This is a genomic window from Variovorax brevis, assembly GCF_030317105.1.
GTDB classification, from domain to species: domain Bacteria; phylum Pseudomonadota; class Gammaproteobacteria; order Burkholderiales; family Burkholderiaceae_C; genus Variovorax; species Variovorax brevis.
Map to the genome: position 1 here is coordinate 1 of NZ_JASZYG010000018.1, position 21860 is coordinate 21860.

Here is a 21860-nt window from a genome sequence, read left to right on the forward strand (position 1 = left end):
CCACATCTGCCGCTGCTCCGCAGCCGACGGATGAATTCGCTGACCTGTGCTCATCGTCAATTAACACCTCGATTCGTCTTTGAAGTGTTGCATCGACGGGTTGAGCCCGCCCCTCCTTGATTTCGCTGCGGGGAACACCCAATGCCCTCGGCCCAAGAAACGCCGCGTTTTGCTGGCAGTTCAACCATTGCCGTGACGGATCGCGTCGGCGGTGTGCCCAGCGCAGCGAAATCAAGGAGGAGCCGGCTTGCCGCAGGCTGACGGCGGGGGACATTCGCGGATCAGGGCACACCGTCGGCGTGATCCCGCCCACTGGCCACAAACACGCCACGCGTCCAACGCTGCATCGCCGGTGAGCTGAGCCGTCTCAGACAGTTTCTTCATAAGCAAGCAAGAAGTCAGTTGTTCCCGTATGGGAAGCCCGTCCTTAAAGTGGTGGTTTCGCCTCGCACCATTGACTCGTACATGTCGGCTGCCCAGTCTTTCAACGCCCCTGCCCAGAATTTCGAAATCAGGCCCTTCGACGCCCCGGTCGGCGCAGAGATCGTCGGCCTCGACATCTCCAAACCGATCAACGACGCCGACTTCGCGCGCATCCACCGCGCGCACCTCGACCACCACGTGGTGGTGTTCCGCGAACAGGACGTCTCACCGGAAGCGCACATTGCGTTCAGTCGCCGCTTCGGGCCGCTCGATGTGCATGTACTGCACCAGTTCCACCTGAAAGGGCATCCGGAGATCCTCATCGTTTCGAACATCAAGGAAAACGGCGAGCCCATTGGCCTTGGCGATGCGGGCGCTTATTGGCACTCCGACATCTCGTACAAGGCCGAACCGAGCCTTGGCTCCCTGCTGCATGCGCAGGAGTTGCCGCAAGAGGGTGGCGACACGCTGTTCGCCGACCAGCACCTTGCATGGGAAGCGCTGAGCCCGGCATTGCAGCAACGCATCCTGCCGCTCAAGGCCGAGCACAGCTACCTCGCCAAGTACGAGGAACTGCGCGCAAAGAACCCGTGGCGCCCCAAGCTCTCGCAGGAGCAGATCGACAAGGTCGCGCCTGCCGTGCAGCCCGTGGTGCGCACGCATCCGGAGACGGGCCGCAAGGCGCTCTTCGTGAGCGAGCATTTCACGACGGGCATCGTCGGCCTGCCAAGGGAAGAAGGCGATGCATTGCTCGCTGAGTTGTTCGCGCACAGCGTTCAGCTGCAATTCGTCTATCGCCATCAGTGGAAGCCGCACGACCTCGTGTTCTGGGACAACCGCTCGCTCATGCACCTGGCGGCTGGCACGCCAGACCACCTGCGCCGCAAGCTCTATCGAACCACCATCCAGGGCGACACGCCTTTCTGAAGAAAAGAAAAATGAAGCAACTCACTCGCAAAACCGCCGCCTTCGTGGCCGGCCTGGGCCTCGCGCTCTCCAGCCTCGCGGCGCATGCCGAAGGGCAGATCCGCATCGCCGAGCAGTTCGGCATCGTCTACCTGCTGCTCAACGTGGCGCAGGAACAAAAGCTCATCGAGAAGCACGCGAAGGCCGCGGGCATCGATGCCAAGGTCGAGTGGGTCAAGCTCTCGGGCGGCTCGGCCGTCAACGATGCACTCTTGTCCGGCAACATCGAGATCGCTGGCGCCGGCGTCGGCCCGCTGCTCACGCTGTGGGACCGCACCAGGGGCAAGCAGAACGTGAAGGGCGTGGCCTCGCTCGGCAACTTTCCCTACTACCTGGTCACCAACAACCCGAATGTGAAGTCGATCGCGGACTTCACTGACAAGGACCGCATCGCGCTGCCCGCCGTCGGTGTGTCGGTGCAGTCGCGCGTATTGCAGTTCGCCTCGGCCAAGCTGTGGGGTGACAAGGAGTTTGCGCGCCTTGACAAGATCAGCGTTGCCGTTCCGCATCCGGATGCGGCAGCAGCCATCATCAAGGGCGGCACCGAGATCACCGGGCACTTCGGCAATCCGCCCTTCCAGGAGCAGGAACTGGCGGCGAATCCGCAAGCGCGCATCGTGCTCAATTCGTACCAGGTGCTGGGCGGTCCCGCGTCGGCGACGGTGCTGTATGCGACCGAGAAATTCCGCAACGAGAACCCCAAGACCTACCAGGCCTTTGTCGAGGCCCTCAACGAGGCGGCGCAGTTCGTCACCGCCAACCCCGAGAAGGCGGCCGACATTTACATCAAGGTGAGCAACGCGAAGATCGACCGCGACCTGCTGCTCAAGATCATCAAGAACCCGGATGTGCAGTTCAAGACCACGCCACAGAACACCTATGCGCTGGCCGAGTTCATGCATCGCGTGGGCGTCATCAAGAACAAGCCGGCGTCGGTGAAGGACTATTTCTTCGACGACGCGCATCTGGCGGCTGGCAACTGACGCGGGTCGGCGAGGTTCATGACGATGTTCAGTCCCAGCCTGCGCCTGGCGCGTGACACGGCGCCGCATCGTGTGCCCGAAACGCCGGTGCGGCTTCCCCCAAGCCGGCATGCTTTCCACAGGGAACCGGTGGCGCAGACCAGGCAATCTGCGTTGTTGCACGTCGATGGTGTGAGCCTCGAATACCGCACGCCCGAGCGCGTGGTGCGCGCCACCCACCGCGTGAGCTTTGACCTCTACGACGCGGACCGCTTCGTGTTGCTCGGCCCTTCAGGCTGCGGCAAATCGACGCTGCTCAAGGCCGTCGGCGGATTCATTGCGCCGGTCGAAGGCGAGATCCGTCTCGACGGTCGCGTGGTGACGGGGCCGGGCCCGGACCGCATCGTCGTGTTCCAGGAGTTCGACCAGCTTCCGCCTTGGAAGACGGTCAGGCAGAACGTGATGTTTCCGCTGCTCGCCTCGCGCACACTCGGGCGCAAGGAGGCGCAAGAGCGCGCGATGTACTACCTCGACAAGGTCGGCCTCGCACCCTTTGCCGACGTGCATCCGCATCAGCTGTCGGGCGGCATGAAGCAGCGCGTGGCCATCGCGCGGGCATTGGCCATGCAGCCGCGCGTGCTGCTGATGGACGAGCCCTTTGCCGCGCTCGATGCGCTCACGCGCCGAAAGATGCAGGAGGAGTTGCTGGAGTTGTGGGACGAAGTGCGTTTCACGCTGCTCTTCGTCACGCATTCCATCGAGGAGGCGCTGGTGGTGGGCAACCGCGTTGCGTTGCTGTCGCCGCATCCGGGCCGCATGCGCGCCGAGATCAACAGCCACGGCTTCACGCTGGAAAGCCAGGGTGGTGCGGAATTCCAGGCGGCAGCGCAGCGCATTCATCGCTTGCTGTTCGAAGAATCGACGACCGGCGAAACGACCGCCGAGGGCGTGGCGTCATGAGTGCCGTCCTGCATCCGCCGGTGCGCCCTGAATACGAGCGCCGGCTCGAGCCATTCACCGAGGTGCCTGTCGAGCGCACGCTGCCCTTCGCCACGCGCCTCTGGGCCCACGGCTGGCTGCGCAAGGGCTTGATCCTTGTCGTCCTCGCCGCGCTGTGGGAAGTGGCCGCGCGCTGGCAGGACAACGACCTGCTGCTGCCGACCTTTCTTGCCACCGCACGCGCGCTGGTCGAAGGGCTCGCCAGTGGCGAGCTGATCGAGAAGGTGCGCATCTCGCTGGCCGTGCTGCTGCAAGGCTATGTCGCCGGCGTGCTGCTGGCCTTTGCGCTCACCACGCTGGCAGTGTCGACGCAGATCGGGCGTGACCTGCTGGGCACGCTCACGTCGATGTTCAACCCGCTGCCTGCCATCGCGCTGCTGCCGCTGGCGTTGCTGTGGTTCGGCCTGGGGCGCGGCAGCCTTGTCTTCGTGCTGATCCATTCGGTGCTGTGGCCGCTGGCCCTCAACACCTATGCGGGCTTTCAGGGCGTGCCCGACACGCTGCGCATGGCGGGCCGCAACTATGGCCTCAAGGGCCTGCGCTATGTGCTGCAGATCCTGGTGCCGGCAGCGCTGCCGGCGATTCTCTCGGGCCTGAAGATCGGCTGGGCCTTTGCCTGGCGCACGCTGATCGCGGCCGAACTGGTGTTCGGTGCGTCATCGGGCAAGGGCGGCCTGGGCTGGTACATCTTCCAGAACCGCAACGAGCTCTACACCGACCGCGTGTTCGCAGGGCTTGCGATGGTGGTGCTGATCGGGTTGGCGGTGGAGAGCCTGGGGTTTGCGACGCTGGAGCGGTTGACTGTGCGCAAGTGGGGGCAGCAGCGTTGAGGGTGGGCGGCTTGTCGCGCCGCTGTGAGCTTGTCAGGCCGGGGTGGATTCGCTCGGCAGCAGTTCGAGAACCCGCCCATCCCCCACAAACGCTTCCCCCACCAGCATCCGGAAAGCGGCCTGCGGCTGGAACTTTTCCAACGCCAGCGTCGGCGTCAAAAACTCCATCTGCACAGCGTGCGCCTTGCCGCGCAACACCTTTTCGCCGGGCCGCACAAACCAGCGCGCCGAAAACCCGTCGCTGGCGATCACGAGTGCGCAACGGTGTTCACCCACGGGGATCGGCACGTCCTCGCTCGGCAGCTTTGCCGCGCGCAATGTGAGTTCGACCAGCGCATGCGGTTGAAAGGTGTCCGGCGCACCGAAAGTCTCAGGCTCCGGCGCGCTCGGCCGCCGCATGCGCGCGACAAGCCAGGCGATGATGTTGCCAATAATTGGCAGCCACAGCAGCATCAGCAAGGTGCCGACGTCGCGCAGCGTCGATCCCCGGGCCGCGAACTGCCGTATCAGTGCGCCCGCAACCGCGATGCACAACAGGACGATCACGATGATCCGACGGCGGATTTGAATCTTTGTCATGCACGGATCGTATCGGGCTCGCCGATCTTCGATCCGCAAGGCGAATCAGCACCAGGCCACCGGTTGTCACACCAAGCCGCTCACCCGCCAACGCTGGAACTCATTGACCAGCCGGTGCCCGCCAGACGATGTCGCGCACATTGATCTTGCGCGGGATGATGCCCAGCGACAGGAAGGTGTCGGCCAGTTGCTGCTGCTGCGCGACGTGGGCATCGGTGACCGGGCTCCACGAGAACTCGGCGCGCGCAAATGCGGCCGACCACGACTTCGCGTCGATGCCGGTGGCCTCGGCCGCCAGCGCCGCAAGCTCGTCGCGGTGCTGGCCGGACCATGCAGTGACCTTTCCGATTTCGTCGAGCACCGTGCTGAGCACCACGGGGTAGCGCGTCGCGAAATCCCGGCTGGCGATGTAGTAGGACGCGCTGGCCAGGCGCTTGTCCGTGGTGTCGGCGATCACGCGTGCGCCATAGCGTTCTTCGGCAATGGCGTAGTAGGGATCCCACACCACCCAGGCGTCGATGTTGCCGCCGTTGAATGCGGCCGTGGCATCGGCCGGCGACAGGTAGGTCGGCACGATGTCCTGGAAGCCCAGGCCGGCCGTGGCCAGGGCCTTGATGGTCACATTCTGCGCGCTGGAGCCCTTGCCAAAGGCCACCTTCTTTCCCTTGAGCTCAGCCACCGTCTTGATGGGTGAGTTTTTGGGCACGAGCACCGCATGCTGCGCCGAGGGCGTGGCCGCGGCATAGACCAGGTCGGAGCCACCGGCCTGCGCGAAGACGGGCGGCGTGTCGCCGACCGATCCGAGATCGATGGCGCCGGCACCCAGCGCCTCCAGCATCGGCGGGCCGAACTGGAACTCCACCCACTTGACGCTGGTCACGCCCAGTGCCTTCAGGCGCGTCTCGATCACCTGTTGCTTGCGGGCCAGCACCAGGATGGCCGAGCCCTTCTGGAAGCCGATCCTCACCTCCTTGGGCGGCGGGGTCTGTGCCCAGGCGGACGTGCCCGAAGCCCAGCTTGCAAGCGCCAACAGCGCGGGGGCGACGTGCCGGCGGCGCAGGCTGAATGGGAGGTCGGTAGGCAAAGGAGGCTCCTTGAAATCGATGATGAAGGGCATCGAGCGTAGGCGGGTGCCCCAGGCACCGTCCAATACGTTCTGCGTGCTTGCATATGCGTTTTTGAATCCGCGCGGTGCGCAGCCGAACCCGTGGCGCTACACGCAGGAGCCGAAGCCAATGAGCGGCCACTTCCAAGGGGCATCGCGGAGGTCGCTGGGTGATGCGGTGCCACTGGAGCGCCACTTTGCGCATAAGCAAATGCGAATTCAGTTGCGCCGGTCGCGCCGCCGGCAGTACCTTCAGCACCCCTTCATCGACTTTGGAGTTCCGCATGTCCGTACTTCCCGAAGTGCTTGCAGCCAACCAGCGCTATGTCGCCGGGTTCGGTGACAAGGGGCAATTGCCGCTGCCACCCGGCCGGCGCTTTGCCATCCTGACCTGCATGGACGCGCGGCTCGACCCCGCAAAATACGCAGGGCTTTCAGAGGGCGACGCGCACGTCATCCGCAACGCGGGCGGACGCGCGAGCGACGATGCGATCCGCTCGCTGGTCATCTCGCACAAGCTGCTGGGCACGCTCGAATACTTCGTCGTCCATCACAGCGATTGCGGCATGCTGCTGTTCACCGACGACGTCATCTCGGGCCTGCTCGAAAAGAGCCTGGAGACGGCCACCATCGATGCGCAGGGCTGGCACGACGTGGGCGCGGGGCCGGGCTCGCCGGCCGGGCGCTATGTGCGCTGGCTCACCATCGGCGACCCGCGCAAGGCGGTGCTGGAAGACGTGCAGCGCATCCGCGAACATCCGCTGGTGGCGCGCGACATCCCGATCTACGGCTACATCTACGACGTGAAGACCGGCCGCCTCGTGGAGGTTGCAGAAGCGACGGCGGCGGGGCGCGTCTCGGCGCACTGAGGCAAAGACGGATTGCTTCGTTGCTTGTGCGGAGCGATCCATCTGCGTGGAGCCCAACGAAAAGCGCATCTGCAAACTCGCATTCGTTCGTTGGCCTGCGCGCGGCGGCTGCGCAGAATGGCCCATCGCAGATCACAACGCCTTGCTCATCATGTCGCTTTGCAATCCTGCAGTCCCGGCCCCGAGCGCCCTTGGGAAGACTGAATTGACCCCCGCCGTGCGCGCCCGACGCGTCATCGAACTGACGACGGCAGCCTGGGAGATTGCGCCGGCTTCGCCACAAGAGGTGGCGCGACGTGCGCCCCATGGCTATGTGCCGGCGCGGATCTTGCGGCGTATTCGGGCGGCGGTGGCCGCGCCGCCCAACCGGGCGCTGCTTTCTCATTCCTGGTGAGTGTTGTTTGTCTCCTCGTCGTTCCAGAGCGACGATTGCGGGCCCCTCGGGGCCTGTTTTTTTGACGGTACGAGCAGCGCAGGTCGCGCGGGCGGAAACAGGCGGCTGCGGCGAGATTCGTGGGCGCAACGCCGACTGCTCCTACAACGCATGGGCCCGCGTGCTGACGCCAGAGAAGCTCCCGCCTGCCACCATCCGTATGACTCGCCGCCTCCGCAAGGCATGGGCGCGCAAGACCGACAGATTTCAAGCAAAGAGGAACCCTGATGAATTCGATCCCCAACCACGCGACCCCCACCATCGCGGATGACGTCAGCACGGTCATCGACGACGATCAGGTGATCGCCAAAACGCTTCCCGTCATCCGGTCGACTTCGACCGCGGGACAGATCAAGGATCAGCTGAACCACGCGCTCGACGTGTCAAGGGGCTACGTGACCGACAACCCCGTGCACGCCGTGTTGATCGCTGCCGCCGGCAGTGCCGTGCTGACGGCGTTGCTGGTGATTTTCATGCGCGGCGACGATGTAGGCGCCGCAGACTTCGCGGGCTAGCCGCACGCCAACGCGGAAGATTGGAGTGGCGAGCAATCAGGCATGCGTGGCAAGATACTCGCGCACCCTTTCCGCATTCGGTCCAATCGCAAGGACAGCGCGGCGCAGGTCAACTTCAGTGCAGGCGAGGGATCTGCACCAAGCTGCGACTTGATGCGGATCGTCGAGCGCGATTTGCGCCTGCTCAGCCGCGCTCGTGACGGGAGTTGCAGGCTGGCGGGGATCTTCGGTCATGGCGTTGTTCCTCGGTCTTCGAGCTTCGGATATCAGTCCGAAGCTCATATCTCCGTCGCGTGCTTCAAATGGGCCTTCAGGGTCGGGAGCGTCGCGTCGATCCACGCCTTGATGTCGGGCGTGCGCGTTGCGCGACTTGCCGACTCGAAGAGCTTGATGTCGGCCTCATGGTCCTTCAGGCCTACTTCCTGGCGGAATGCGGCGTCGAAGTTCTTGCCCGAGAGGGATGCAAGCCGGTCAAGGGTCGCTTGCTTGTCGGCAGGCACCTTGTCCGGCAGCGGGTAGTTGTGACTGACCGATATGGCCTTCAGGCCCTCGAGTGCCTTCGCATGGTCGCGCGCCAGCATGCCGGCGAATTCCTTGATGCGCGGGTCGGTGGCGCGGCTGGAGGCGAGCTTGGCCGCCTGGATTTCGAAGAGGTTGCCGGCCGCCGCCTTCGTCACGAAGGAACGGTCGGCCTTGCTGATGCGCGCCGGCGCCGATTTGGTGAGCCCTTCGCCTTCCGGATTGTTGTTCCGCGCGCCGGGCTCCTGCTGCGTCGTGCGCTGGCTCGGCGCAGTGCCTTCGGCGGCATTGACAAGGCTTGAAGGCAACAGGGCGATGGCGCCAACCACCAGCGCGAGGCACAGGGGACGATGAGATGTGGTCGCATGCTTTTTCATGCGACCGAGTCTGGTCGCATGCTTTTTCATGCGACCGAGTCTTTGACGCGCAATACGTCCGCAGTGTGGGACAACGCGCCTTGAGAACCCGGAATTTGCAGTATTCGGTCGTAGCGCAATTCGTGCGGCGTTTCAGCTGAAGTCCCGCTGATGACAGCCCTTCAGGCCGCAAGCCGTTTCGGCGCCTCCACCGCATCCGCTTCCCGCGCCCGGCGCGCGTCGTAGCTCTTGACCTGCGCGTAGGCCACCGGCAACAGCAGGGTGTCCGCGGTGGACCAGCGCCCGCGCCGCAGCAGGTCACCCAGGATGTGCTCGCCCTCGGTCGGTGCACCGCGTTCGATGTCCTGGAACATCGAGCCTGTCAGTCCCGAGCCCGCCGTGCTGAGCGCCGAACGCGTTCGCGCAATCGCCTGTGCCCGCGGCGCATGCGCGTTGAAGGCGGCGATTCGGCAGCACTCGTCCAGCAGGTCCAGCGCCAGGTGATGCGCACCGGCGCGCACGATGTCGCCGACGTTGGCGCGCAGCAGGGCGGTGATGCCGGCCAGCGCGGCGATGTGGATCCATTTCTCCCACATGTCCTGGACGATTCATCGCTTTGCCGCGCGTCGAATCGCGCTGCGGCGAAAGCCCGTGATATCCGTCCGATACGCGCGGTGCGCTCGCCGTCGAGTTCTCCGAAAAGCATCGTGTGTTCCGTGCCCGAATGCTCTACTTCGCCATCTTCGTCGAGCGCCGCTGCGATGACGCACGCGCCGCCCAGCACGCTGCGCCGACCGAAGCGCTCCACCAGCAGGTCGAGATGACGCATGCCGTTGAGCAGCGGCAAGATGGCCGTTTCTGGCCCGACGGCCGGGGCAAAAGCGGTCATGGCATGTTCGAGGTCATAGGCCTTGCACGCGACCATCACCACGTCGTACGGCGACTTGATCTGGTGGGTCAGCACGGCAGGCGGCCGCGGCAAGTGCAAGTTGCCCGCAGGGCTGCGGACCACCAGGCCGTTCGAGGCAAGCTGTGCTGTGCGGTCGGGCCGCAGCAGGAAGGTGACGTCGTTGCCGGCATGCAGCAGGCGGCCGCCGAAATAGCCGCCCACCGCACCTGCGCCCACCACAAGAATTCGCATGCAGCGTTCCCCTTTGCCCAGGTTCAGAAGGCCGGCACCAGAGAGCCGTTGAACCTGGTCTCGATAAAGGTCTTCACCTCCGGCGAGTGGTAGGCCTTGACCAGTTGCTGCGCCCATGGCTTGTCCTTGTCGGCGCGGCGTACCGCGATGAGGTTGGCATAAGGCCCCTTCGGTGATTCCTTGATTACCGCGTCTTTCGCGAGCGACAGGCCCGCCTTTTCGGCGTAGTCGTTGTTGATGGATGCAATGGTCAGGTCATCCAGCGAGCGCGGCAGTTGCGCGGCGTCCAGCGGCACCAGCTTGAGTTTCTTCGGATTCGACACCACGTCGAGCGGCGTGGCGTTGTTGTTCCTCACTGCTTCGGGCTTGAGCGTGATGAGCCTGGCTTCCTGCAGGAGCAGCAAGGCGCGGTTGCCGTTGGACGGATCGTTCTGGATGCCGACCGTCGCACCATCAGGCAGTGCGTCGATCGACTTGATCTTGCGCGAATAAAAGCCCAGCGGCGCCGTGATGGTCAGGCCCACCGGCACGATGTCGAAGCCGCGCGCCTTGTTCTGGTTGTCCAGGAAGGGCTGGTGCTGGAAAGCGTTCGCGTCCAGGTCGCCGGAAGCCAATGCCGCGTTGGGCAACTGGTAGTCGTTGAACACGATGACGTCGAGCGTCAGGCCGTCGCGCGCAGCCACCTTCTTGACCACTTCGAAGATCTGTTCACCGTTGCCGACGGAGACGCCGACCTTGACGGCCTTCTTCTCCTGGGCATGAAGGGGCAGGGCGGCAGCGATGAAGAGTGAGAGGGCGGTGATGGCGGTGCGGCGGCGAAAGGGCAGGGACATGTTGGGCAAGGCAAGTGAATGGGGAGTGACCACTTTGCCTGGCGCCGGCGTGCGCGTGAACGAAGATATTCGCGCACCGATATGCGAAAAATGGCGGTGCTCCCTCGGGCCATCTTTCGGCTGAAAGCCACCTGTAGCACAGCGGTGCTACAGTCAGCCGTTGAAGAAGGGCCACTCCATGCCAACGACGACCATCCGGATTGACGACAGCCTCAAGGACCGTATTGCCATCGCTGCCGAGCGAGCCGGTACGACGTCGCACGCCTTCATCGTCGATGCCATCGCGCAAACCGTGGCACGAGTTGAAGCCGATGAAGAGCTTCATCAAATCGCTGACAAGCGCTGGGCGAAGGTCTTGGCCACCGGAAAGACGGTGCCTTGGGACGAAGCCCGCAAATACATCGTCGGCCGGGCACGCAAGGAGCCCGTCTCCAAGCCGGCACCGCGAAAGATCGGCACCTGAGGCTTTGGATGACGCGAATTGAGCTTGTGCCAGAGGTTCTGGGGGATTTTGATCGCTTCGTCGAGCACATGGAGCGCTTCGAGGTCCCGGACGCCGCAGCTCGTGTGGGTGAAATCTTGCAGGCCATCGACATCCTTGTTCACAGCCCGATGATCGGACGGCCGGTGAAAGGTGGAAAGCGCGAGTTGCTGATCGGCCGGGATTCGCGCGCCTACGTGGCCCTGTACAGGTACGTGCCTGAAATCGATATCGTGTTCGTGCTCGCCCTGCGAAGCCAGCGCGAAGCAGATTTCAAGCGCTGATCCTGATCGTGCGCACGCCTTATGCGCTGACCAAATAAGCACCGGCCAATTCCGTCGTTCCCTTTGCGAAGGTGGCTTCGCATACTCGCGGCTTTGCCCGGCCTGCACAGCGCAGGACCGCACGTTCATGACTTCCCATTCATCCGCCGAAGCACCACCCAGCAGCACCCATCCGGTCATCCGACTCGAATCCGTCAAGAAGTCCTTCTCACTCCCCAACGGCCAGGTATTCGACGCCGTACGTTCCCTCTCGCTCGACATCCACGAAGGCGACATCTTTGGCCTCATCGGCAAGAGCGGGGCGGGCAAGTCGACCTTGCTGCGCCTCATCAACCTGCTGGAGCGTCCCGACGCCGGCAAGGTGCTGGTGGCAGGGCGCGACCTCACGACCTTGTCGCGGCGCGAGTTGCGCGACACGCGCCAGTCGATCGGCATGATCTTCCAGCAGTTCAACCTGATCCAGAACGCGACGGTGTTCGACAACGTCGCCTTTCCGTTGAAGATCCACGGCCGCCATTCGCGCGAAGAGATCCGCGCACGGGTGCGCGAGTGCCTCGAACTCGTCGGCCTCGCGGAGAAGATCGACAGCTATCCGGCGCAGTTGTCGGGCGGCCAGAAGCAGCGCGTGGCCATCGCCCGTGCACTGGCGCCTCGGCCCAAGGTGCTGCTGTGCGATGAACCCACCTCGGCCCTCGACAGCGAGACCACGCGTGCGTTGCTGGAGACGCTGCGCGACATCAACCAGAAGATCGGCGTGACCATCGTCATCGTGACGCACGAGTTGTCGGTGGTCGATGCGCTGTGCCGCCATGTGGCCATCCTGGAGCAGGGGCGGCTGGTCGAGCAGTTCGAAGTCGATGCGCCATCGGAAGAACGCGCTACCGCGCTGGGCCGCGAGATCGACGAACTGGTGCGCCGCCGTGGGGAGCGTGATGCGACGGGGACACGCATCGTCGCCCGCAGCGCGCCACGACACGCGCCGGCACGGCCCATTGCAGCATCGAACGGAGTGGCCTATGCCTGAGAACATCGCAGCCATCCTGCCCGAGCTGGGCGTTGCCGTGGGTCAGACCTTCCTGATGCTGGGCATCGGCCTCACGGCCGCGCTCGCCATCGGCGGGCCGCTGGGCATCCTGCTCTTCCTGCTGAGCCCCGGCCAGTCGCTGGAGAACAGGCCGGTGTTCCTGGTGCTCAACTGGATCGTGAACACCGTGCGTTCCTTTCCGTTCATCATCCTGCTGGTGGCGCTGGTGCCGTTCACGCGGGTGATTGCGGGCACCTCCATCGGCCCGCTTGCCGCTGCCGTGCCGCTGTCGGTCGCGGCCATTCCCTACTTGGCGCGACTGGTCGACCAGTGCTTGCGCGACGTGCCGCGCGGCGTCATCGAGGCGGCCCACGCGATGGGTGCATCCGAGCTGCAGATCATCTGGCGCGTGCTGATCGTCGAGGCGCGTTCGGGCTTGGTGCTGGCATTCACGGTGCTGTCGGTGAGCTTTCTTTCCTATTCGGCCATCGCGGGCGTGGTGGGCGGTGGCGGCATCGGCGACCTGGCGATCCGCTATGGCTACTACCGCTTCCAGACTGACGTGATGGTGCTCACCGTGGCGTTGCTCGTCGTGCTCGTGCAGATCCTGCAGTTCGTCGGCAACACGGCGGCGCGTCGGCTCGACAAGCGTTGAAAAACCCCGGCGGCCTGCGCGCCGCCATCCCCTGATTTCACTTCTGACTTCTCCATGAAAACTTCGATCATTCGCCGTTCCGTTCTCGTCATCTCCCTGGCCGCGTTGTCGCTCGGCGGCCTCTCGTTGCACGCGCAGGCCCAATCGGCCGGCAAGAAGGATCTCGTGATCGGCGGCACGGCCGGCTCCAACATCGACCAGCTCAAGGCCGGCATCGTGCCCATCCTTGAGAAGAAGGGCTACAAGATCAAGCTCGTCGAGTTCAACGACTACGTGCAGCCCAACCAGGCGCTGGCCCAAGGCTCGCTGGATGCCAACTTCTTCCAGCACCGCGTGTACCTGCAGAAGTTCGCGACCGACCAGAAGCTCGACATCGTGGAACTGGTGCAGGGCCCGATCGCGCCGCTGGGCATCTACTCGAACAAGCGCAAGACGCTGGCCGAGGTGAAAGAGGGCGACCGCGTCACGCTGCCAAATGACCCGAGCAACCTCGCGCGTGCGTTGGTGCTGCTCGAGCAGAACAAGCTGGTGGCGCTCAAGCCCGGCATCGACCCGATCCGCGCGACCGAGAAAGACGTGGCGGAGAATCCGCACAAGCTGAAGTTCATCCCGCTGGAAGCGGCCCAGCTGCCGCGTTCGCTGGGTGACACCGACTACGCCATCGTCAACGGCAACTTCGCCATCTCGTCCGGCCTGAAGCTCACGGAAGCCGTTGCGCTGGAGAAGACGCCCGACTACTACCTCAATGTCGTGGCGGTCAAGCGCGCCGACAAGGACACGCCGTGGGCCAAGGACCTCGTCGAGGCCTATCACTCGAAGGACTTTCGGACGGTGGTGGACAGTAAGTTCCAGGGCTATGCGAAGCCGACCTTCCTGCAGTAGGGCGACACGCTGGACCTTGCGCGAACGCACGGTGCCAGCATCGAGTTCGAAACAAAAGCACGAGATGTGGATGCTGCTGCACGCCCCGCGGTGCTGGCCGAGACAGCCTGAGGCTCAACGCCGGTTCACCACTTCGGATGAACCGGCTCGAACACCGGCCGAAACAGAAAGCGCCGCGCAATTTCGCCATATCCGCGGTAGTAGAAGTGACCATTTCCGCGCAGCACTTCGGCGCGATGCTTGCGGAAGTAGAGCGGGATCTCGTACCAGGGCATGCTCGGCGCGCGGTGGTGCACGTGGTGCAGGTTGTTGTAGAGGTACATGAGCCCGACCCACCAGTTCGACTCCACGATGGCCACGCGCGCATGCGGCGTGTCGCTCCAGCGGTGTTCGGTGAAGCTGCGCAACAGGCCGAGCATCATGCCGGGATAGACGAAGCACAGCAGGTAGGTCGCGACCGGCATGCCGCCCACGCCGGTGACAAGGGCCAGCACGCCCGCCACGCCGAGCGCATGGACCAGCCACATCCACACGTGCGAGAAATCACCGGATCGCAGGCGCAGCAGTTCGCCACGCGCCAGCGTGCAAAGGCGCAAGACCGGCCCGGCCAGCAGGCGGAATGACAGCAACTGGTTGGCGCAGTACAGGCGCCGCCGCAGCGGCCCGTAGCTTTGCCACGCCGGCGCGGAGTGGTAGTTGCTTTCGGTGTCCTTGTCGGGATGCGTGAGGTGGAAGTTGACATGGTGCGCGCTGTGCCCCCGGTGGTAGAGCGCATAGGGCAGCCACAGGTTGAGCGGCGGCCACACGATGGCCCGGCGCAGCCAGCGCGGCAGGTTGCGCATGGCGTGGATGCTCTCGTGCTGCAGGGAAGAGTGCAGTTGCGCAACATAGCCGCCGAGCACGAAAAGCAACCAGCCCGGGATCACCGCATGCCACCAGACAAGCGCGGCCCACGCGCCATAGCACGCGGCTGCCAGCACCAGCGTCGGCGCTTCGTAGTGGCGCCACCAGGCGAGTCGTGCAGGGCGGGCCAGGCGCGAGGAAGAAATGGATGCGGTCGTCATGTGCGAAGAGGGGAGACGCGAGAAAGGGTTGGCGATTCGCGCGAAGCTGCGCGGGCTCGATGGTAGGAAGACCTGCTCCGCTTGCATGCGACCGTTGCGCATGTGGATATGCGCAAATCGCTCGACCGATTTGTGCCATCGCCCCTAGAGTTCGCATGTGCTTGAATTCGATGAACCCGCGACCACGGCCACGCGCCGCCAAGGGCCGACGCGCGCCATCGGGCCCGAGACCTTGCATGCGCTGCTGCTCGGCGATGACGAACTGGCACTGCTCGACGTCCGCGAGGCGCGTGCCTTTCATGCGGGGCATTTGAACCTTGCGCGCTCGGCGCCGTTGAGTTCCCTGGAGTTGCAGGTCGGCGCCTTCGTACCGCGCCGTGCCGTGACGGTGGTCCTGTACGACGATGCCGGTGAGGCGGGCGCCGCCGCCATGCGTGCCGCGGCGCTGCTGGAGCGATTGGGCTATGGCGATGTGAGGCTGCTGCAGGGCGGTCTGCGCGCCTGGACGGAACATGGCCTGCCGTCGATCGACGGGTGGAACACGCTGGTCAAGACTTTCGGCGACCTCGTGCGGAAGCGCTACGCCACGCCGGTGCTGCCCTTGGCCGAGCTTCATGCCCTGCGAGAAAGCAAGTCGCCGCTTGCGCTGGTCGACGTGCGTCCGGCCGATGAGTTCGCCTTCCTGTCCATCGAAGGTGCCCGCAATCATCCTGGCGTCGAGTTGGCGCTGCGCGACTTCTCCAGCGCTGAGAAAGATGCCGAGCCCTTGTGGGCGATCAACTGCTTCAGTCGCACGCGCGGCATCTTGGGGGCCACCACGCTGTCGGTGCTCGGTCACCCGCGTGCCGCATTCGTCGAGGAGGGCGTGATGGCCTGGAGCCTTCGCGGCGGGGCCGTAGCGAGCGCAGCCCGCGCCTTGCCTGGCCTGACGCAGGCACCGCCCGAAGTGCTCACACAGCGAGCCGGTCAACTGCGCGCGCGAGCCGGTATTGCCACCATCGACGGCGTGCAGCTGGAACGTTGGCGCGCCGATCCGTCGCGCACCCTCTACATTTTCGACGTGCGCCCCGAACCCGGCGCGGCCAGTGCCGCCGCGGCCGATGTGCGCCATGTGCCGGGCGGGCAGGTGCTCATGCATTTCGAACAGCTCGTTGGCACGCGCAACGCACGCTTGGTGCTGGTCGACGATGCGCACGGACTGCGCGCTGCAGTGACGGCCTTCTGGTTGCAACAGTTCAACCAGTGCGAGGTGGCTGTGCTCGACGGCGAGGCACCGCCGTGGTCTGCCCGAGTCGATGAGGAACGACATGTCGATGAACCGGCAGTGCGAGCCGTCGGCGCCCACACCTTGCGTGCGTGGCTTGCGAAGGGCGATGCCGTCGTGGTGGACGTTGGCCCCAGTGAAGACTTCGAGCGCGGCCATATCGTCGGCGCGCGCTACCTGCTGCCCGCTTCGATGTCGCCGCTCGCGCCGCTGGTCACGCGGGGCCGCAAGCTTGTCTTCACATCGCCCGATGGTGCTGCAGCGCGCATCGCGGCGCAGGAAGCAAGACGCGAGTGGCCCACGGCAGTGAATGCGTTCTGGCTCGAAGGCGGCACGCAAGGCTGGGTTGGTTCGGGCGGGCTCACGACATCCAGCTATACGCCGCAAGACCTGCTCACGCCCTTTGATGACGACTGGGGATCGACGATGCGCGTCGGGCCTTCGCGCCGCGAAGCCGTATGGCGCGAATACCTCACGTGGGAGCGCGCGCTGTCAGACCGCGTGGTGCTCGACCCCACCGTCCGCTTCAAGCTGCTCTATCCGCCAATCCAGCGCTGAGATTGCATTGACGCGCAGGCGCGAACAGCAGGTTCACGCAGGCTTCAACAGCGTGCGGCTAATGCGCGGCACTCGCAATGGCTTCCGGCCGCGAGCTATGCGCCAGCAAGGCGGCAACGGCATCGTCCGGTACGACCTCGCCTTCGTCACCGCTGGCCGCACCCAGCGCCTCTTCAACCACGGAACGCGGCAGTGTCGGCGCAAAAGATTCGATGAACGAGTACACGTAGTTGCGCAGATAGGTGCCGCGGCGCACGGCCAGCTTGGTTTCGTTGATGCCGAACAGGTGGCCCGCATCGATGGCGCGCAACTGCGTGTCGCGTTCCGCCTCGAAGGCGATGCCGGCGACGATCCCCACCCCCATGCCGAGTTCGACATAGGTCTTGATGACATCCGCGTCCATGGCGGTGATCGCCAGATCCGGCTGCAGGCCGGCCTGCGCGAAGGCATTGTCGATGCGCGTGCGGCCGGTGAACCCGGAGTCGTAGGTGACCAGCGGATACGCGGCCAATCGCTCGACCGTGAGCGGTCCGTCCAGCAGTGGATGGCCAGGTGGCGCAATCACGGAATGCGTCCAGCGGAAGGAGGGCAGGGCGACCAGTTGCGGGTAGTCGCTCAAGGCCTCGGTCGCGATGCCGACGTCGGCTTCGCCATCCAGCAGCATCTGCGCAATCTGCTTGGGCGAACCCTGCCGCAAGTGCAGCCGCACGCTGGGGAACCTGCCGCGAAACTCCTGCACCGCCATCGGCAGTGCGTAGCGCGCCTGCGAATGCGTGGCCGCGACCGACAGCAGCCCATCTTCCTGCGCGAGAAACTCACGGCCGGCCTGGCGCAGGTTGTGGCTCTCCAGCAGCACCCGCTCGATGATGGGCAACAGGTGGTCGCCCGGCGCCGTCAGCCCCGTGAGGCGCTTGCCGGCGCGCGAGAACAGGGCGATGCCCAGTTCGTCTTCGAGTTCGCGGATCTGCCGGCTGACGCCGGGCTGGGATGTGTGAAGCGCATTCGCCGCTTCGGTGAGGTTGAAGCCGCAACGCACGGCCTCGCGCACGGATCGCAGTTGTTGGAAATTCATTGAAAGCCAGACCCATAGCAGTTCCATCTGGAACACAGTGGCTGATTCTGGATTCGCAGCTTCGATTCGCGAACTACCGATTCGTTGCTTCCAAATAAGCGAATCATCTGAGGGGTTGGCGCATATCTGTTTACCGGATATGCATGCGACCAATTCGATGCGTGGGCAGGTGCGGTTCCCGATAGCATTTTTGCGATCGGCGCGCATCCATTGCGCCACAGCGAGAGCCTGCACTTGTCCCTTCATTCACAGCCGAAAGCTTCAGTTGCCGCACCCCGGCACGCAGCCGCGCACCGCCGATGCGCCAAGCGGTGCGCATCGTAGCAATGGGAGTCGTCGCATGCGCTTTCGGGTCCGCTCTTTCACCGATCACTTTTCTCCATCACAAGGACTTCTCATGACAACACTTCGCCTGGGCGACATCGCTCCCAACTTTACGCAAGACTCCAGCGAGGGCCCCATCGACTTCTACGAATGGGCGGGCGATTCGTGGGTCGTGCTCTTCTCGCACCCGGCGGACTTCACGCCGGTGTGCACCACCGAGCTGGGCAAGACCGCGTCCCTGGGCGCCGAATTCGCCAGGCGCGGCGTCAAGCCGATTGCCGTGAGCGTCGATCCGCTCGACAAGCACCACGAATGGATCGGCGACATCAACGACACGCAGAACACCACGGTGAACTTTCCCATCCTGGCGGACGCCGACCGCAAGGTTGCCAACCTGTATGACCTGATTCATCCGAATGCGTCCACCACGGCGACGGTTCGCAGCGTCTTCATCATCGATCCGAAAAAAGTGATCCGCACGACCATCACCTATCCGGCGAGCACCGGGCGCAACTTCGACGAGATCCTGCGCGTGATCGACTCGCTGCAACTCACGGACAGCCACAAGGTGGCCACGCCGGTCAACTGGCAAGACGGTGATGACGTGGTCATCGTGCCGAGCCTGCAGGACCCGGCGGAAATCGCGCAGCGCTTTCCGAGGGGGTACAAGGCGGTGCGGCCCTATTTGCGCATCACGCCGCAGCCGAACAGGTGAGCGCTTCAGTGCCAGTTCATCGCGTTCCCGGCGCCGGCTCCCTGCGCGCATAGAACTCGGCGACCTGGGTGATTTCCTCGGCCGTCATCGGACGCACCATGTTGCGCATTTGCCCATGGCTGTCGTTGCGCCGCGCGCCTGAAGCGAAAGCCTTCATCTGGCCGAGCAGGTATTCCCTGGGCATGCCTTCCAGCCACGGTGCACCGATCTTGTGATCGATGCCGCCATGGCAGGACACACAGGGAACGATGTTGCGCATCGGGTCGCCCACGCGCACCAGCGCAGGCGCGCCGGGTTCGTCGGCGCGCACCGGCTGCGCGCGTGCCTTGGGCAGCGAGTCGTAGTACGCCGCGATGTCCTGGATGTCGCGGTCTGACAGTTTCTGGGCAATGGTCTGCATGAAGGCGCTGGAGCGGGCGCCGTTCTTGTAGTCATGCAACTGCTTGATGACGACCTCCGGATATTGCCCGGCCAGGTTCGGCGAATTGCCATCGCTCATGCCTTGCGCCCCGTGGCACATGCTGCACTGCTGCACCGCGATGGTCGCGCCGCGGCCGACCGAATCGCCAGCGCCCGAGCGCGTCATGTCGCTCGTCAACACGACATTCGTCGTTCCCTTGCTGGCCTTTGGCCACGTCGTCCCGGTGTCCCATTGGTTGGGGACGCCAGCCGCGCGGCAGATGCTGTCCCAAAGGCCTTTTGCCGTGAAGTCTGCATGCACCGACGGTAGCCAGACGAAGCCAACGAGTATCGAGGTCGCGGCGAGCGCAAGCAGGCCGAGTACGCTCCTGCGAAACCAGGGATTGCGCCATGCGTAAAGGCCGGGTTCCTGCATCACCGTCCCCCGATGGGAATGGCAGGCACCGAAGTGCCCTTCAAGGTCGCCAGTTGCACGATGGGAAAGCCGTAGTTCACCACCGTGAGCGCAATCATCAGCGACACCCACAGGCCAAAGCCGTTCAAGGCCAGCACAGGGGTCTTCGGCATGTGGACTGCCGTGCTGAAGGTGTAGGGTGCAGGCGTGGTTTCGCTCTTGCCCGCGCGCGCAAGGATGTAGATGAAGATGAAGGCGGAGATCACCAGCATGAGCCCACCGATGGTTCCTGCGACCAGTGTCCATCCCTGTCCGGCCAACGCAGGGTTGGTGAAGTCGAAGTACGCCATGCGCCTCGGCATGCCGAGCAGGCCGACCCAATGCCACGGGAAGGTCATCACGATCATCCCGACGAACCACAGCCAGAGCTGTGCTTTGACCAGCGAGGCGGGCAGCGCCTTGCAGCCCGTGAGCTGGGGCCACAGGTCATAGGCCACCATGAAATACATGATGACGATGGCACCCGCAAAGATGAGGTGAAAGTGCCCTGTCACCCACTGGGTGTTGTGGATCGTTTCGTTGAGCTGGAAGCTCATGTTGATGAGGCCGCCCGCGCCGCCGAAGCCCAGCATGATGAAAGAGAAGGTGACAGCCAGCATCATCGGATTGCCCCAGGGCAGCGCCTTGACCCAGCCGAAAAGTCCCTTGCCGCCGCGCAGCCGCGCAGCGATCTCGACCGATGCAACGATCGTGAAGACGGTGAGGAATGTCGGCACCGCCACCATCGCCGTGAACACCGCATGCAGGAACTTGAACCCTGCACCCACTTGCGGATCGGCGAAAAGATGGTGGATGCCGATCGGCATCGAGAACACGAGAAACAGCACGAAGGCGACGCGCCCCATCGTGTCGCTGTAGAGCCGCCCGCCGATGGCCCGGGGAACGATCGTGTAGAACGCGATGTATGCCGGCATGAGCCAGAAATAGACGATGGCGTGCAGGGTCCACGAGAAGAAGACGCGCGCCAGGCCTGCGTCGATGGTGTCCTTCAAGCCCAGCGCGGCCGGAAGGATCAGGAACAGAATCTCGATGGCAGCACCGACGGAAGTCCATGCCCAGAGATAAGCCCCGGCCACATTGCCGAACATCGCCAACGGCACGGGCTTGCCCGGATTTTTGGACTTCCACGCCTTCAGGTTCACCGCCATCAGTGCCACCCAGATCCATGAGCCCACGACGACCAGCACGACCCCGAGGTAGTAGAAGGGGCTGCCGATCATGGGTGGATAGAAGGTGAACAGCACCGAGGCACGCCCCAGCGCGATCGGCGTTGCCGCCATCACGGTGCCGACGATGGCGAGCCAGAAGCCGGCCCACGCCCAGCGCAATCCGACCAGCGGTTGCTTCAGCGACAGCTCGACGATGGCGTAGCCAAAGCCCATCGCCACCAGGGTCGGCAATACATAGCCCATGACCGTGCCGTGGCCGGTCACCGAGCGGTAGTAGTACTCGGGGTCGTTCACCCACGCGCTGAGCGGGCTGCGCACGTACATCTGCCACTCGCCGAGCACGATGGCGGCCGCGAAGGCCACGAAGGCAATCCAGAAATGCGCGAGCACGAGTCGTTTAGCGAGGAACACAGCTCATCCTCTCTCCGCCTTTGGCCTTGGCGAGGAATTCTTCGGCCGCCATCACCTGCACGCGGCCCCACATCCCTTCATGTCCCGTGCCGCAATACTCGTGGCAGGGCATGACGCGCTCGCCCGCCTTGTCGAAGGTGGCGGTGAAGGTCGCGACAAAGCCGGGGATCAGCATCACGTTGGCGTTGGTCCTGTCGACGAGAAAGCCGTGGATGGCGTCGGTGCTGGTCGCGCGGAAGGTGACCGGCACGCCGGCCGGCACGACCAGGCATTGCGGCTCGAAGGAGTACTGCTGGGCGATCAGGCGAACCGTGACCTTGCCGTCCGCGCTCACCGTCGTGCCCAGGTTGTTCTCGACGAATTCGCCCTCCACGTGAAGCTTTCGCGGGTCGATGGTCTCCACGCGCGAAGGCGGCATCGACGCCCAGTGAACGCCCGTGAAAATGATCATTGCGAGCAGCATGACGATGATGAGGACGACAACGATCGCCCAGCGTCGCTCCGCCTCGACGGCGACCGCTTCGGACGCATGGGGAGCGCCGGTGTCCATCGA

Annotated in this window: 25 protein-coding genes and 1 pseudogene; 13 read left to right on the forward strand and 13 right to left on the reverse strand. The window is 64.4% G+C overall.

Going from position 1 to position 21860, the window contains the following annotated elements:
- Positions 1-274: hypothetical protein (locus QTI66_RS32455; protein ID WP_286564496.1), on the reverse strand; the 274-nt coding region annotated here is incomplete at its 3' end.
- A 191-nt stretch (positions 275-465) separates the two neighbouring features.
- Here QTI66_RS32455 and QTI66_RS32460 point away from each other — a divergent pair.
- The 4 genes from QTI66_RS32460 to QTI66_RS32475 are packed head-to-tail and all read left to right on the forward strand — an operon-like array spanning position 466 to position 4180.
- Positions 466-1350: a TauD/TfdA dioxygenase family protein gene (locus tag QTI66_RS32460; protein WP_286564497.1), complete on the forward strand. Its 885-nt coding sequence runs from the start codon at positions 466-468 to the stop codon at positions 1348-1350.
- 11 nt (positions 1351-1361) lie between these two features.
- Positions 1362-2372, forward strand: a complete 1011-nt coding sequence (locus QTI66_RS32465) for an ABC transporter substrate-binding protein (RefSeq protein ID WP_286564498.1) — start codon at positions 1362-1364, stop codon at positions 2370-2372.
- Positions 2373-2390: 18 nt separating this feature from the next.
- A complete protein-coding gene (locus QTI66_RS32470) occupies positions 2391-3311 on the forward strand; it encodes an ABC transporter ATP-binding protein (RefSeq protein ID WP_286564499.1) in 921 nt (306 codons plus the stop codon).
- The gene (locus QTI66_RS32475; protein ID WP_286564500.1) at positions 3308-4180 is read left to right on the forward strand and encodes an ABC transporter permease; all 873 of its coding nucleotides are present in this window, start codon (positions 3308-3310) and stop codon (positions 4178-4180) included. The genes QTI66_RS32470 and QTI66_RS32475 overlap by 4 nt, the downstream gene beginning before the upstream one ends.
- A 33-nt stretch (positions 4181-4213) precedes the next feature.
- Here the strand turns inward: QTI66_RS32475 and QTI66_RS32480 are convergent, their stop codons facing one another.
- Positions 4214-4726 (reverse strand): hypothetical protein, encoded by a 513-nt coding sequence (locus QTI66_RS32480; protein WP_286564501.1) that lies wholly within the window; start codon positions 4724-4726, stop codon positions 4214-4216.
- Between the two features lie 133 nt (positions 4727-4859).
- Positions 4860-5843: a sulfonate ABC transporter substrate-binding protein gene (locus QTI66_RS32485; protein WP_286564502.1), complete on the reverse strand. Its 984-nt coding sequence runs from the start codon at positions 5841-5843 to the stop codon at positions 4860-4862.
- Between the two features lie 305 nt (positions 5844-6148).
- On the opposite strand from QTI66_RS32485, the gene QTI66_RS32490 reads away from it, so the two are divergent.
- Together QTI66_RS32490 and QTI66_RS32495 are read left to right on the forward strand one after the other, a co-directional pair.
- The gene (locus QTI66_RS32490) at positions 6149-6733 is read left to right on the forward strand and encodes a beta-class carbonic anhydrase (RefSeq protein ID WP_286564503.1); all 585 of its coding nucleotides are present in this window, start codon (positions 6149-6151) and stop codon (positions 6731-6733) included.
- 660 nt (positions 6734-7393) lie between these two features.
- Positions 7394-7681 (forward strand): hypothetical protein, encoded by a 288-nt coding sequence (locus tag QTI66_RS32495; protein ID WP_286564504.1) that lies wholly within the window; start codon positions 7394-7396, stop codon positions 7679-7681.
- Between the two features lie 36 nt (positions 7682-7717).
- Here QTI66_RS32495 and QTI66_RS39695 read toward each other — a convergent pair whose 3' ends face one another.
- From QTI66_RS39695 to QTI66_RS32510, 5 genes and pseudogenes are all read right to left on the reverse strand, one after another.
- Complete coding sequence (locus tag QTI66_RS39695; RefSeq protein WP_353506253.1) at positions 7718-7963, reverse strand: DUF3606 domain-containing protein; 246 nt, start codon at positions 7961-7963, stop codon at positions 7718-7720.
- Complete coding sequence (locus QTI66_RS32500) at positions 7960-8577, reverse strand: DUF4142 domain-containing protein (protein ID WP_286564505.1); 618 nt, start codon at positions 8575-8577, stop codon at positions 7960-7962. Before QTI66_RS32500 ends, QTI66_RS39695 begins: the two co-directional genes overlap by 4 nt.
- Positions 8578-8738: 161 nt before the next feature.
- Complete coding sequence (locus tag QTI66_RS39700) at positions 8739-9152, reverse strand: ketopantoate reductase C-terminal domain-containing protein (RefSeq protein WP_353506254.1); 414 nt, start codon at positions 9150-9152, stop codon at positions 8739-8741.
- 149 nt (positions 9153-9301) lie between these two features.
- Positions 9302-9814 (reverse strand): annotated as a pseudogene (locus QTI66_RS39705) (2-dehydropantoate 2-reductase N-terminal domain-containing protein); the annotation flags it as partial.
- Positions 9721-10530, reverse strand: coding sequence for a MetQ/NlpA family ABC transporter substrate-binding protein (locus tag QTI66_RS32510; RefSeq protein ID WP_286564506.1), 810 nt, complete (start codon positions 10528-10530; stop codon positions 9721-9723). The pseudogene QTI66_RS39705 and the gene QTI66_RS32510, both read right to left, overlap by 94 nt.
- 178 nt (positions 10531-10708) lie before the next feature.
- On the opposite strand from QTI66_RS32510, the gene QTI66_RS32515 reads away from it, so the two are divergent.
- The 5 genes from QTI66_RS32515 to QTI66_RS32535 all read left to right on the forward strand — a co-directional run bounded on the left by QTI66_RS32515 (position 10709) and on the right by QTI66_RS32535 (position 13856).
- Positions 10709-10993 carry a CopG family ribbon-helix-helix protein gene (locus QTI66_RS32515; RefSeq protein WP_286564507.1) on the forward strand — a complete coding sequence of 95 codons (285 nt, stop codon included), beginning with the start codon at positions 10709-10711 and terminating at the stop codon, positions 10991-10993.
- Between the two features lie 8 nt (positions 10994-11001).
- Positions 11002-11295 carry a type II toxin-antitoxin system RelE/ParE family toxin gene (locus tag QTI66_RS32520; RefSeq protein ID WP_286564508.1) on the forward strand — a complete coding sequence of 98 codons (294 nt, stop codon included), beginning with the start codon at positions 11002-11004 and terminating at the stop codon, positions 11293-11295.
- Between the two features lie 127 nt (positions 11296-11422).
- Positions 11423-12319 carry a methionine ABC transporter ATP-binding protein gene (locus tag QTI66_RS32525; protein WP_286564509.1) on the forward strand — a complete coding sequence of 299 codons (897 nt, stop codon included), beginning with the start codon at positions 11423-11425 and terminating at the stop codon, positions 12317-12319.
- Positions 12312-12974 (forward strand): methionine ABC transporter permease, encoded by a 663-nt coding sequence (locus QTI66_RS32530; RefSeq protein ID WP_286564510.1) that lies wholly within the window; start codon positions 12312-12314, stop codon positions 12972-12974. The genes QTI66_RS32525 and QTI66_RS32530 overlap by 8 nt, the downstream gene beginning before the upstream one ends.
- A gap of 54 nt (positions 12975-13028) precedes the next feature.
- Positions 13029-13856, forward strand: a complete 828-nt coding sequence (locus QTI66_RS32535; RefSeq protein ID WP_286564511.1) for a MetQ/NlpA family ABC transporter substrate-binding protein — start codon at positions 13029-13031, stop codon at positions 13854-13856.
- A gap of 125 nt (positions 13857-13981) precedes the next feature.
- On the opposite strand, the gene QTI66_RS32540 is transcribed toward QTI66_RS32535, so the two are convergent.
- Entirely contained in the window at positions 13982-14920 is a 939-nt protein-coding gene (locus tag QTI66_RS32540) for a fatty acid desaturase (RefSeq protein WP_286564512.1), read from the reverse strand.
- Positions 14921-15077: 157 nt separating this feature from the next.
- Here QTI66_RS32540 and QTI66_RS32545 point away from each other — a divergent pair, with 157 nt between their 5' ends.
- Positions 15078-16742, forward strand: a complete 1665-nt coding sequence (locus QTI66_RS32545) for a rhodanese-like domain-containing protein (RefSeq protein ID WP_286564513.1) — start codon at positions 15078-15080, stop codon at positions 16740-16742.
- Positions 16743-16800: 58 nt separating this feature from the next.
- On the opposite strand, the gene QTI66_RS32550 is transcribed toward QTI66_RS32545, so the two are convergent.
- A complete protein-coding gene (locus tag QTI66_RS32550) occupies positions 16801-17814 on the reverse strand; it encodes a CysB family HTH-type transcriptional regulator (protein WP_286564514.1) in 1014 nt (337 codons plus the stop codon).
- A gap of 397 nt (positions 17815-18211) precedes the next feature.
- On the opposite strand from QTI66_RS32550, the gene QTI66_RS32555 reads away from it, so the two are divergent.
- Positions 18212-18853, forward strand: a complete 642-nt coding sequence (locus QTI66_RS32555; protein WP_286564515.1) for a peroxiredoxin — start codon at positions 18212-18214, stop codon at positions 18851-18853.
- 16 nt (positions 18854-18869) lie between these two features.
- On the opposite strand, the gene QTI66_RS32560 is transcribed toward QTI66_RS32555, so the two are convergent.
- The 3 genes from QTI66_RS32560 to QTI66_RS32570 are packed head-to-tail and all read right to left on the reverse strand — an operon-like array spanning position 18870 to position 21857.
- Positions 18870-19688, reverse strand: a complete 819-nt coding sequence (locus QTI66_RS32560) for a c-type cytochrome (RefSeq protein WP_286564516.1) — start codon at positions 19686-19688, stop codon at positions 18870-18872.
- Positions 19688-21307: a cbb3-type cytochrome c oxidase subunit I gene (locus tag QTI66_RS32565; protein ID WP_286564517.1), complete on the reverse strand. Its 1620-nt coding sequence runs from the start codon at positions 21305-21307 to the stop codon at positions 19688-19690. Before QTI66_RS32565 ends, QTI66_RS32560 begins: the two co-directional genes overlap by 1 nt.
- Positions 21294-21857 carry a cupredoxin domain-containing protein gene (locus QTI66_RS32570; protein ID WP_286564597.1) on the reverse strand — a complete coding sequence of 188 codons (564 nt, stop codon included), beginning with the start codon at positions 21855-21857 and terminating at the stop codon, positions 21294-21296. Before QTI66_RS32570 ends, QTI66_RS32565 begins: the two co-directional genes overlap by 14 nt.
- Between the last annotated feature and the right edge of the window lie 3 nt (positions 21858-21860).

Excerpts from the sequence above, each read along its gene's own strand:
- QTI66_RS32460 (WP_286564497.1), top strand. The coding sequence starts at position 466 with ATGTCGGCTGCCCAGTCTTTCAACGCCCCTGCCCAGAATTTCGAAATC.
- QTI66_RS32465 (WP_286564498.1), top strand. The coding sequence starts at position 1,362 with ATGAAGCAACTCACTCGCAAAACCGCCGCCTTCGTGGCCGGCCTGGGC.
- QTI66_RS32470 (WP_286564499.1), top strand. The coding sequence starts at position 2,391 with ATGACGATGTTCAGTCCCAGCCTGCGCCTGGCGCGTGACACGGCGCCG.
- QTI66_RS32475 (WP_286564500.1), top strand. The coding sequence starts at position 3,308 with ATGAGTGCCGTCCTGCATCCGCCGGTGCGCCCTGAATACGAGCGCCGG.
- QTI66_RS32490 (WP_286564503.1), top strand. The coding sequence starts at position 6,149 with ATGTCCGTACTTCCCGAAGTGCTTGCAGCCAACCAGCGCTATGTCGCC.
- QTI66_RS32495 (WP_286564504.1), top strand. The coding sequence starts at position 7,394 with ATGAATTCGATCCCCAACCACGCGACCCCCACCATCGCGGATGACGTC.
- QTI66_RS39695 (WP_353506253.1), bottom strand. The coding sequence starts at position 7,963 with ATGAGCTTCGGACTGATATCCGAAGCTCGAAGACCGAGGAACAACGCC.
- QTI66_RS32500 (WP_286564505.1), bottom strand. The coding sequence starts at position 8,577 with ATGAAAAAGCATGCGACCACATCTCATCGTCCCCTGTGCCTCGCGCTG.
- QTI66_RS39700 (WP_353506254.1), bottom strand. The coding sequence starts at position 9,152 with ATGTGGGAGAAATGGATCCACATCGCCGCGCTGGCCGGCATCACCGCC.
- QTI66_RS32510 (WP_286564506.1), bottom strand. The coding sequence starts at position 10,530 with ATGTCCCTGCCCTTTCGCCGCCGCACCGCCATCACCGCCCTCTCACTC.
- QTI66_RS32515 (WP_286564507.1), top strand. The coding sequence starts at position 10,709 with ATGCCAACGACGACCATCCGGATTGACGACAGCCTCAAGGACCGTATT.
- QTI66_RS32520 (WP_286564508.1), top strand. The coding sequence starts at position 11,002 with ATGACGCGAATTGAGCTTGTGCCAGAGGTTCTGGGGGATTTTGATCGC.
- QTI66_RS32525 (WP_286564509.1), top strand. The coding sequence starts at position 11,423 with ATGACTTCCCATTCATCCGCCGAAGCACCACCCAGCAGCACCCATCCG.
- QTI66_RS32530 (WP_286564510.1), top strand. The coding sequence starts at position 12,312 with ATGCCTGAGAACATCGCAGCCATCCTGCCCGAGCTGGGCGTTGCCGTG.
- QTI66_RS32535 (WP_286564511.1), top strand. The coding sequence starts at position 13,029 with ATGAAAACTTCGATCATTCGCCGTTCCGTTCTCGTCATCTCCCTGGCC.
- QTI66_RS32540 (WP_286564512.1), bottom strand. The coding sequence starts at position 14,920 with ATGACGACCGCATCCATTTCTTCCTCGCGCCTGGCCCGCCCTGCACGA.
- QTI66_RS32550 (WP_286564514.1), bottom strand. The coding sequence starts at position 17,814 with ATGAATTTCCAACAACTGCGATCCGTGCGCGAGGCCGTGCGTTGCGGC.
- QTI66_RS32555 (WP_286564515.1), top strand. The coding sequence starts at position 18,212 with ATGACAACACTTCGCCTGGGCGACATCGCTCCCAACTTTACGCAAGAC.
- QTI66_RS32560 (WP_286564516.1), bottom strand. The coding sequence starts at position 19,688 with ATGCAGGAACCCGGCCTTTACGCATGGCGCAATCCCTGGTTTCGCAGG.
- QTI66_RS32570 (WP_286564597.1), bottom strand. The coding sequence starts at position 21,857 with ATGGACACCGGCGCTCCCCATGCGTCCGAAGCGGTCGCCGTCGAGGCG.